The sequence below is a fragment of the Pseudomonas fluorescens genome (genome assembly GCF_001648775.1).
GTDB classification, from domain to species: Bacteria; Pseudomonadota; Gammaproteobacteria; order Pseudomonadales; family Pseudomonadaceae; genus Aquipseudomonas; species Aquipseudomonas fluorescens_M.
Genome location: NZ_LVEJ01000005.1, coordinates 84475 through 94290, shown reverse-complemented (window position 1 = coordinate 94290; position 9816 = coordinate 84475). Strand labels below are relative to the sequence as shown.

Annotated in this window: 9 protein-coding genes; 1 reads left to right on the top strand and 8 read right to left on the bottom strand. The window is 60.5% G+C overall.

The window, feature by feature from the left end:
* Positions 1–392 precede the first annotated feature (392 nt).
* From A8O26_RS07565 to A8O26_RS07545, 5 genes are all read right to left on the bottom strand, one after another.
* Entirely contained in the window at positions 393–662 is a 270-nt protein-coding gene (locus tag A8O26_RS07565; RefSeq protein WP_064117450.1) for a hypothetical protein, read from the bottom strand.
* 20 nt (positions 663–682) lie between these two features.
* On the bottom strand, positions 683–1279 hold the full coding sequence (locus A8O26_RS07560) for a hypothetical protein (RefSeq protein WP_064117449.1): 597 nt from the start codon (positions 1277–1279) through the stop codon (positions 683–685).
* Positions 1276–1857 carry an RNA polymerase sigma factor gene (locus A8O26_RS07555; RefSeq protein WP_172828129.1) on the bottom strand — a complete coding sequence of 194 codons (582 nt, stop codon included), beginning with the start codon at positions 1855–1857 and terminating at the stop codon, positions 1276–1278. Before A8O26_RS07555 ends, A8O26_RS07560 begins: the two co-directional genes overlap by 4 nt.
* Before the next feature lie 30 nt (positions 1858–1887).
* Positions 1888–3573: a vWA domain-containing protein gene (locus A8O26_RS07550; RefSeq protein ID WP_064117447.1), complete on the bottom strand. Its 1686-nt coding sequence runs from the start codon at positions 3571–3573 to the stop codon at positions 1888–1890.
* A gap of 87 nt (positions 3574–3660) precedes the next feature.
* Entirely contained in the window at positions 3661–4221 is a 561-nt protein-coding gene (locus tag A8O26_RS07545) for a YbhB/YbcL family Raf kinase inhibitor-like protein (RefSeq protein ID WP_064117446.1), read from the bottom strand.
* Positions 4222–4360: 139 nt separating this feature from the next.
* Between A8O26_RS07545 and A8O26_RS07540 the strand changes: the two genes are divergently transcribed.
* Positions 4361–5890 (top strand): apoptosis inducing factor family protein, encoded by a 1530-nt coding sequence (locus A8O26_RS07540; protein ID WP_064117445.1) that lies wholly within the window; start codon positions 4361–4363, stop codon positions 5888–5890.
* 36 nt (positions 5891–5926) lie between these two features.
* Here the strand turns inward: A8O26_RS07540 and pgaD are convergent, their stop codons facing one another.
* The 3 genes from pgaD to pgaB are packed head-to-tail and all read right to left on the bottom strand — an operon-like array spanning position 5927 to position 9805.
* Positions 5927–6454 (bottom strand): poly-beta-1,6-N-acetyl-D-glucosamine biosynthesis protein PgaD, encoded by a 528-nt coding sequence (pgaD, locus tag A8O26_RS07535; protein WP_064117444.1) that lies wholly within the window; start codon positions 6452–6454, stop codon positions 5927–5929.
* Positions 6451–7806, bottom strand: coding sequence for a poly-beta-1,6-N-acetyl-D-glucosamine synthase (gene pgaC / locus A8O26_RS07530; RefSeq protein WP_064117443.1), 1356 nt, complete (start codon positions 7804–7806; stop codon positions 6451–6453). The genes pgaD and pgaC overlap by 4 nt, the downstream gene beginning before the upstream one ends.
* Position 7807: 1 nt before the next feature.
* Positions 7808–9805, bottom strand: coding sequence for a poly-beta-1,6-N-acetyl-D-glucosamine N-deacetylase PgaB (pgaB, locus tag A8O26_RS07525; protein WP_064117442.1), 1998 nt, complete (start codon positions 9803–9805; stop codon positions 7808–7810).
* Positions 9806–9816: the final 11 nt, after the last annotated feature.

The window sequence follows — 9816 nt, the reverse complement described above, 5'->3', positions numbered from 1 at the left end:
TTCAAGGCATTACACGGATAGCAATGCCTTGTTTTGCGTCTATAAATTACTGAAAAACAAAAAACGAAATATTTACTATAGGGTATACCGGCCGCTTTACTGGCTACTCTGGGTGAGTCCAATCAATAGGTGTGCGGATAGGTTTACCCACTGATCGAATGCCACAAATTGACACACTCACCCCGCTAACTTGGGCGAAATCCCGCTGCACTCAGCTATGATAGCTCGTTGATTACATGGTTAATTCCATCTAAACGTCGACTTTTAGGACTCCGAAGGCAGGGGTCGTGGGTTCGAATCCCGCCTGGTGCACCATTGATTTAAACGAGAAAGCCCCGGACTGTGATGGTCCGGGGCTTTTTTGTGGCCGATGCAAAGGGACTGGAGCGGCGTTACTCCGTCGTCCAATCGAATTCATCGTAATCCTCGTCGTCCTCTTCCGCCTCAATCTCGTCCTCAAAAACCTCGTCTTCATCAACGACATCCTCTTCCGGCTGATTCAGCAGAAACTCCTTACGTGCTTCGGTAATCGCGCGCCGCATCTCTTCGCCCTTCTCCGGGCAGTTGAGCAGTTGGGCGATGCGGTCAATTTTTGATGCCACGTTGTCCTCCAGCGCATCGGCAATGCCCCGATAGTGCGCGTTTTTGCGGGGTAATGCCAAATGGCTGGGGGATCAAGCGGTCATTTTTTCTGCAACTGTTCGAGACGCGCGTCGAGATCGGTGTTCGGGTAGCGTTTGTGCAGGTTGTTGAACAGGTTATCGGCGGCTTGCGACTGACCGGATTCGCGCAGGCGCAGGACTTCGCGCAGTTGGGCGTCGAGGCCATTGGCCGGGGCGGCGGTACGCTTGCTGAGTTTGGCTTCACCGGCGCTGATGGCTTGATCTTGCATCGGCGCGGCCATTTCCATCATCGGCACAGGTGCTGGCATGGCGCCGGCCGGGGCGGACAATCGATGCATCTGCGCGGAGTCCGTTTCGGTCATGGGGACAGCAAGTTTGGGGGTTGGGGCGTAGTCGTACTGACGCAGCGGCTCAGGGGCGCGCTGCACCAGTGACAACATCAATGCCACGCCAACGAGGCTGGCGAACGCGACTTGCCAGCGTGGTTTGCGGCAAGCGTCCAGCCAGCGTTGCCACAGGCTTGGTTTCGGCGCCGGGGTTTGACGATGCGCAGCGCTGAGGATCAACGCATCAATGTGCGCTGGCGGTTCGGCATTGTGCTGCTCGCGTACATGCTTGATCAGCGGATCTTCGGGTGTCTGGCGGGCGTCAGTCATGTCAGTACCTCCTCGGCCAGCAGCCGACGCAGTTTTTGCTGGGCGTAGCGCAAGCGGCTTTTGACGGTTTCCAGCGGTGCTTCGGTGAGGCTGGCGATTTGTGCCAGGTCGAGGTCGCCGTGGGCGCGCAACAGGAACACTTCGCGCTGGTCGGCGGGCAGGGTTTGCAGGGCGCTGTCCAGGCGTTGGCTGTCACGGCTGAGAGTGAGCAGCTGTTCGGGATCGTGCGTTTCATCGCTGATCGCGTGATGTTGCTCGTCATAGCTGTCATGCAGCGGTTGCCGGGCGCCGTGTTTGCGCCAATGGTCGATCAGACGATTGCGGGCAATCTGGAACAACCATGTGCGAAATGTCGCCCGGCCTTGTGGCTGACTGCTGCTACGGATCAGGCTCAGCCAGGTGTCCTGAAACACCTCGTCGGCCAGTTCCGGTTTACCGCTCAATCCGAGCAGAAACCGGTACAAACCCTGACGATGGCGCGCGTACAAGATCTCGAACGCCGCGCCGTCGCCGTCGCGATAACGCGCCAGCAGCGATTCATCGCTGTTGGCGGTTGAGCTGTCTGCCGAGGCAAACAGCTGACTGATGAAGCCTTTCAGACGACTCACTTATTCAATCCGTCGTTCAGTGGCCAGCGCGTTCGACGCGGTTGAGTTGCGCAAGCTCTGCGCCAGCTCGACCAGTTGCACGAACTCGTTGCGCAGACCGAAGCGATCGTCGCCGCGAGCGCCACGGGCCAAGGCCTCGGTGTCTTTCAGGCTGAAGTCGCCGGTATAGCGAGCGTCCTTGAGTTGCTGGGAGAATGCGGCCACGGCGGCGGCAAAACGCAGATCTTCGCTGGCGGTTGCGACTTGGTTGGCGATCGGCCGCTCGATCAGCAGACTTTTCCCACCTTCAGGCTGTTGATAACGCACACGCAGCATTGCCAATTCCCCGCTCTTTGCCGAAACAGCGGCGTCGGAATTGCCGTAACGCAGCGGTTCCAGCCAGCCCTTCTCACCTGCCGGGACAATTTCGTACAACGCGGTCACCGTATGTCCTGCGCCGATTTCACCGGCATCGACTTTGTCATTGCTGAAATCCTCACGCTTCAACCCACGGTTTTCGTAGCCGAGCAGGCGATATTCGCTGACCTGCGCCGGGTTGAACTCCACCTGCAGTTTGACGTTTTTTGCCACCACCGCAAGGGTCGAGCCGAGCTGATCTACCAGCACTTTGCGCGCCTCACGCAGGTTGTCGATGTAGGCGTAGTTGCCATCGCCAGCGTCAGCCAGTTGTTCCATCAGGTGTTCATTGTAGTTATCCACACCGAAACCCAGGGTCGTCAGCGAAATCCCGCTTTTGCGTTTATCCACAGCCATTTGCTTGAGGCTGTCGAAGTCGCTGACGCCGACGTTGAAGTCACCATCGGTGGCCAGCAGGATGCGGTTGATGCCTTTGGGAATGAAGGCTCGCTGCGCCATTTGGTAGGCCATTTCGATACCGGAGGCGCCAGCCGTCGAGCCGCCGGCAGTCAATTGCTCGATGGCTGTACGAATTTTCGCTTTCTCGCGTCCGGAAGTCGGTTCCAGCACCACTCTCGATTCACCGGCATAGACCACCAGCGACACTCGATCCTGATCACGCAACTGATCGACCAGCAATTTCAGCGTGCTTTTGACCAACGGTAGCCCTTCGCGGCGGTCCATCGAGCCGGACACATCGACCAGAAACACCAGATTGGCCGGGGCCAATTCCGTCACCGCCCGGTCGGACGCCTTGATGCCGATGCGCAGTAAGCGGGTGTGCGGGTTCCACGGTGAAGCGGCGAGTTCGGTGGTCACGCCAAACGGCGAGCCATCGCTGGGCAGCGCGTAGTCGTAGGGGAAGTAGTTGACCATTTCCTCCAGACGGACAGCGCCTTCCGGCGGCAGGCGGCCCTGATTGAGCAAGCGGCGGACGTTGGCATAGCCGCCGGTGTCGACGTCGGCACTGAAGGTAGAAACCGGCGTTTCAGCAACGCTGTGGATCGGGTTATCGGCCAACGCCTGATACTGCTCGCGCTGCTCGTCGCGATAGCCCTGTGGATAACTTTCCCGCAACGGCATCGGCGCACTGCCCGCATTGGGCATCGTGTACATCGCACGTTTGGCCATTGCGCTGTCAGCCATCACCGCCTCCTGCTGAATCATCTGCGCAGGCTGAGCGGGTGCCGGCACGGCGGCGGATTCCGGGTTGGAGGACACGCCGCAACCGGCCACTGCCAGCAAAACGCCGATCGTTACGGGCCGCAGGAAATACTCAGAAAGGGACATGGGGGCTGACCTCGGGATGAAATTGATCATTCATCCACTGAGACGGGCAGCCCTTTCAGTTCGGGTTAAACGCCGCTGAAAATATTTTCAGCGGTGATAACGCCGCACCGCACTGCTGTTGCGCAGCACGTGGCCTTTGATTTTTTCCATCAACTCGGCGCGGGTCAAACCGGCCGGCAAGGCGTCTGGCGCCAGATCCAGTGCGTAGATCTGGATGATGTAGTGGTGCGCACTGTCGCCCACCGGTGGGCACGGCCCCATGTAATGGGTGTTGCCCTTGCTGTTGGTACCGCCGACGCCTTCGAGCGCGGATTTGGCGCCTACGCCCGCGGCAATCTGGTGCGTGGTGGCTTTGATGCCGTAATGAATCCAGTGATCGACACCCAGGCCTTTCTGGCCGTCAGGATCGTGCATGACGATCGCGTAACTCTGGGTCGCGGTGGGACCAGCATTCCAGCTCAGGGCTGGCGACTGGTTCTTGCCGCCGCAACCGGGCGCATCGCTGGCCGCTGCCGAGGTGAACAGGCGGTTATCGGAAACACCCGGGATGTTCAGGGTGAAACGTTCCTGGGCCTGCGCCGGAAACTGCACGCAAAGGGTGACAGCGAGCGCTGCCAGCCAGGGGTTGAGAGAGGTCAATCGGGTCATTCCGGGAGCACCTTGTGCAGTGGGGCCGTCGTCGGCTTGCAAACTATAGCCGTACCGTTCGTGCCGTGGCAGTAGCAAATGGCTGAACCTCGCACGACCGCGCAAACTCACAAGAGAAATGCCCGCGAGGAAGCCAATCATGCCCCTGCACCCTGTCGCCCGAATCGCCGATGTCCCTGAAGACCGTGGCCTGCAAGTTGAAATCGGCGATTGCAAGATTGTGCTGTTGCGCACCAACGGCCAGTTCCGTGCCTTTCAGGGCGAATGCCCACATGCCGGCGCGCCGTTGGCTGACGGTGCGTTGTGTCACGGACGCCTGGTCTGTCCGTGGCACAAGGCTGCGTTTCGGGCTGAAGACGGTGCATTGTGCGAGCCACCGGCGCTCGACAGCCTCAAGCGTTATCCGCTGGAACTGCGTGGCGATGAGGTCTGGGTCGATGATCAGCCATTGCCGGATCCGCACACGCCGCCGGCGGATGGTTCGCGCACCTTTGTGATTGTCGGCGCCGGTGCGGCAGGCACGGCGTGCGCGGCGGCGTTGCGGGAAAAGGGTTTCGGCGGCCGGATTGTGATGATTGATCGCGAGGCGGATGCCGGTTACGACCGTACCGTGTTGAGCAAATTTGTCCTTGCCGGGGATATGCCGCCCAACGAAACACCGTCGCTGCGTGAAGATGACTTCTATAAAGAGCAGCGCATTGAACGCCAACCTGGCGAAATCAGCGCAATCGACGCTTCGAACAAAACCCTTCACCTCAACGATGGCCAGACGCTGCGCTACGACGCCGCGGTGCTCGCCACCGGTGGCGAGCCCAACCCGCTGGAACTGCCCGGTGCCGACCTGCCACAGGTCTTCGTGCTGCGCTCGAAAGCCCAGGCAGAGCAAATAATGAAGGCGGCCAAACCGGAGCAACGTGCGGTGATCATCGGCGACAGCTTCATCGCCCTCGAATGCGCCTCGGCCCTGCGCCAATATGGCCTCGACGTCACGGTGCTGGCTCGCCACGCGATTCCCTTCGCCGCGCAATTCGGCGAGGCCGTGGGTAAAGCGATTCGCGCGTTGCACGAAGAAAACGGTGTGAAATTCATCAGCGAGCACGAGGCGACAGAGATCATCGGCGACGGCAAGGTCGAAGCCGTGCTGCTGGACAATGGCCTGCGCCTGTCTGCGGATTTGGTGCTGGCGGGGATCGGTGTGCACCCGGCGACCAAAGCTTTCGCTTCTCTGCCGAAGGAAAAAGACCAGTCATTGCGCGTCGATGACGGCATGCGCGTCACGGAAGGCCTGTGGGCGATCGGCGACATCGCGACGTTCCCGTTGCACGGCCAGCCGCAACGCATCGAACACTGGCGCCTGGCTCAGCAGCATGCGCGCATCGCCGCCGCCAATATGCTCGGTGGCGACGAACATTACCTCGACGTTCCGTTCTTCTGGACCTGGCACTTCGGCAAGAATTACGACTACCTTGGCCACGCTGAGCACTGGGATGAGGTGGAGTTTCTTGGCGAACCCGAGCAACCGCCGTTCATTGGGTTGTTTGGCAGAAACGGCATTCTGGTCGCTGCAGTCGCTTGCGAGAAGGAACGGGCGATGGCGCTACTGGCCGAACGCATGAAACAACCACTGCCGATGGAAGATGCGTGGACACTGATCCGTGATTACGCTTGATCGTTCCCACGCTCTGCGTGGGTAACGATCAACCGGTCAGCGCGTCAGCGGTTCGCGATTATCGTCATCCTCGGCATGCAGAAAAATCACCCGCGGATGCTCCAGCGGTGCCAGCGGCGGCGGCAGTTCTTCCTGCTGCACCGGCCAGAAATGCGTCACCACGTGGCTGATGTCGCCTTCCTGATCGTTGTGAATGGTCATCACCCCAGGCGTGCGCAGTTTCTGAAAGCGGTCGTCGCAAAGCTTGAAGCTCTTGCTCAGCCCTTCATCGTCGATCACCGGTGAAGGCAAGCGACGCTGAGCGAAGCTGCGGCTTTTGCGCTGTTGATAACGCGCCCAGGAAATCAGGATCACCGCGTTGACCAACGCCACCCACAGATAAATCTGCAACGTGCCCAACGCCTCGAACGCCGAGTTGTCGATGCGCGGCCCGCCGGCGTGGGTTTCGATCAGGGGCCACAATCCGCGGATCAGCAAGAACAGCAGCCCCACCCACGCCACCACGGTAAGAATCACATCGACCACGACCAGGAAAGGCCGCTGGCGGGTCCGGATGATTTTCATTTGATGACCTCCTCTTCGTCGTCCCCGATCGGTTTGATGCCGCGGTCAGGGCTGACCCAACGCGCACGTTTCTGATGTTGGCCGAACAAGACTTTCGGGAAGCTGACCAGCGTGGTCAGCAAACTGACAAACCAGAATGCAATCGGGTACCAGACCACCCAGAACATGGTCTTGCCCAACCCCGGCTCGTAGCGACGGTCAATGATGATGCTGACCGCGAACTGCACCAGGCAGACAAACGCCAGCAGCAACCCGGTAAACGCCGGCGGCATCAGGTGATCCACCGCGATCGCCTCTGGCATGACCACGAACTTGCCGACGCCCCAGAAAATCACTGACAGCAGGAAGGTGAACGCCCAACCGGTCGACAGGCAGTATTCGAACAGCAGCGGCCACAGGTAACGATGGCGGTACTGCCAGATGCCACGGATGTTCTTGAACAGCACTTCGGCGCCGCCCTGGGCCCAGCGCAGACGCTGCTTCCACAGGCCACCGAGAGTTTCCGGCATCAGGATCCAGCACAATGCACGCGGCTCGTAGAAGATGCTCCAGTGATCGAGTTGCAGCTTCCAGCTGATGTCGATGTCTTCGGTGATCATGTCCGGGCTCCAGTAACCGACCCGGTTCAGCGCCGTACGGCGGAACGCAACGATCACGCCGGAGACAGTGAAGATCCGCCCGAACACCCGTTGCGTACGCTTAATGAGCCCGATGATCGACGAGAACTCGCCGACCTGCACCCGCCCGACCAGCGTCGAGCGTGTGCGAATCCGTGGGTTGCCGGTCACCGCGCCAAGGCGTGCGTTATCCAGCATCGGTGCGACCAGATACGCCGCGGTGTTCGGCGCCAGCAACGCATCACCGTCGATGCACACCAGATATTCGCTGCGCGCCGCGATCGCGCCCATGCGCAGAGCGACGGCTTTGCCCTGGTTTTCCGCCAGATGCAGCACGCGCAACCGTGGATCTTCCTTGGCCAACGCGTCGAGCACTTGCGCGGTGTTGTCCTTGGAGCCGTCGTTGATCGCGATGACTTCGATGTTCGGGTAATGCTGGGCCAGTGCCGCGTGGATGGTGTCGGCGGCGTTGTCACCTTCGTTGTAGCAAGGGATCAGGATCGAGATCAGCGGTTCGCCTTCCAGTGGCGGCGGCAAGGTGTCGTCCTGCCACGGCCAGTGGCGCTCCCAGTGCAGCCAGAAATACAGACCACCGGCAATCCACAACCCGGACATGAACAGCGGGTAGAAGAACACGAAGTCCATCAGGAACTGCCCGGTGACCAGGAAGATCAGGCCCAGCGGCACGCCGAGCACGAGCGCCAGAACAAGCAGGGCTAACAGTCTATCCAGCATGTTATGGATTCCATTTGTTGGAGAGCGCAGGCCTTACGGTTTTCAGGTCCGGCAGATTGTCGAGGAAGTTGTCCGGGTAGTAACCGAAACTGGTCGCGCCCTGACGCTTGAGGCGGCTCATCCAGTCCGCCAGATGCGCGCCATCGATGTCGGCCTGATCCTTTTTCGTCCAGTCCCGAGCCTGCAATTCGAACACTGTGCGACCCAGCGCGCCGGGGCGTTTCTTGACCGTGGCCACCAACGCTTCCAGCCAAGGGCCGGACTCGGCCTGGGTCTGTTTTTCCATCAGTGGCATGGCCATCGGCGCGGTCCAGTCGTAGGTCGCGAGGAAGTCATCGAGGTTCTGTGCGTACCACTCTTCGCTGTGTGGATTGAGCATCGGCTCGGCGAAAATATTGCGTGCGGTCTGCACCTGCGGACCACGAATTGCTCGGACTTTGGCGGTCAGCTCGTTGGTGAAGTCGATGAGGTATTTGCTCTTGAAGCGCGTCCAGCGCTGCATCGCTGCCGGGTCATCGCGCAGCGCGGCAATCGAGCCGGGCAAACCTTGGGCGGCGTAGGCTTTCAAGGCTTCAGGGCTGGCATCTTCAAAGTCCGACAGCAGCGCATCGTCGTGATAGAGGATGCCGTCGACCGAGGTCAGGCGCGCCACGTCCTCGTAGATTTCACCGATGATCCGCCGCACCTCGGGATCGAACGGCGACAGGCGTTGGTACTGATTCGGGTCCACCGCAGTAGTGCCGGTTTTCGGATCCCAGCGGGTAACGCGAGGCAGTTTCGAATCGAGGCCGAAACTCAGCACCGGCATCCATGCAAACACCTTCACGTGGGCACGGGTGCGCAGCTGCCAGGCGACGCGATCGAAGATGTCGGCGCGCACCGGCAAGTGACGGTTGGGGAAGTACAGCGAGTGCACCAGACCATCGCCCTTAGGATCAGCGAAGGCCTGCAAGAACACCGTGTTGGCGCCCATGTCGGCCATGCGCTGCACCAGTTTGCCAAGGTTGATGTCCTGCTGCGCCGGGTCCGGGTCGTAGACGTTATCCAGATCGACATGCACCACGCGCATGGCGAAATCCGACTGCACACCAACGACGCTGTTGGCGAAATGTTCACCATCAGGGTCCGAGGCGACGAGAAATCGCGGGCTGCTCATCAGGTTGTCGAGGGCGTCGAGACCGTCGTCCAGGGTCAGGGCCATCTCGTAGCCTTCCTCGCCGACCACGGTCAGCGAGGTGCCGTCCGCCGTGCCGTACGGCCAGACCCAGACGCGCGGTTTCTTGCCGGTAACTTTGCGGATTTTCTCCGAGATGTTATTCACGTCGGTGCGAATCCGCGCCTGAAAATCGGCCTCGGATTCATAGCGTTTGGTCACTGGATCGTAGCGCCGGGTCGCCGCCGCCGGCTGCATATTGCCCTGCGGGTTGGCCAGAATCCCTTTGTGGTTGGCATCGGTGTGCGCAGCGATTTCTACGAGACCGGATTGCGAGATCTCGCGCACTTGATCCCAGGTCAGGAAGTCGGAACGCGCACGCGGCGCGCCGGCGAAATCCACCGGTTGATTGAGCGGCGTATCGATCCAGCTGCCGACCGGCGCCAGCAATGCGTGCCAGTTATAGGCGCGCAGCACCGGCAGGACGCGGGTGTAGAAGCTCGAATAGCCGTCGTCGAAGCTGAGCAGAATCGCTTTCGCCGGCAGCTCCGGGCCGCCCCTGCGCGCCGCCATGATCTGGTCGACCGTGACTGGCTTGTAGCCGTTTTCGCGCAGCCAGGCGAGCTGCTCGATCATGCGCTCGGTGCGCACCGCCACCACGGCCTGATCGGGGTCGCGGTCTTCGATATCGTGGTAGGCAATGCCGAGCACGTGATTTTTCGGCCACGGTTTTTCACTGGCCGCCAGCGGACGCTCGGACGGCGGCGCGAAGGCCGGAGCTTGCTGGGCGCAGGCGCTGACCAGCAGCACTCCCAGCAGAAGGATGAAACGCGAAATCAAAGGCATCTTCAAACTCT

What these genes read in the sequence shown, in the direction of transcription:
- A8O26_RS07550 (WP_064117447.1), bottom strand. Translation starts at nt 3,573, where the DNA reads ATGTCCCTTTCTGAGTATTTCCTGCGGCCCGTAACGATCGGCGTTTTG.
- A8O26_RS07545 (WP_064117446.1), bottom strand. Translation starts at nt 4,221, where the DNA reads ATGACCCGATTGACCTCTCTCAACCCCTGGCTGGCAGCGCTCGCTGTC.
- A8O26_RS07540 (WP_064117445.1), top strand. Translation starts at nt 4,361, where the DNA reads ATGCCCCTGCACCCTGTCGCCCGAATCGCCGATGTCCCTGAAGACCGT.
- A8O26_RS07560 (WP_064117449.1), bottom strand. Translation starts at nt 1,279, where the DNA reads ATGACTGACGCCCGCCAGACACCCGAAGATCCGCTGATCAAGCATGTA.
- pgaD (WP_064117444.1), bottom strand. Translation starts at nt 6,454, where the DNA reads ATGAAAATCATCCGGACCCGCCAGCGGCCTTTCCTGGTCGTGGTCGAT.
- pgaB (WP_064117442.1), bottom strand. Translation starts at nt 9,805, where the DNA reads ATGCCTTTGATTTCGCGTTTCATCCTTCTGCTGGGAGTGCTGCTGGTC.
- pgaC (WP_064117443.1), bottom strand. Translation starts at nt 7,806, where the DNA reads ATGCTGGATAGACTGTTAGCCCTGCTTGTTCTGGCGCTCGTGCTCGGC.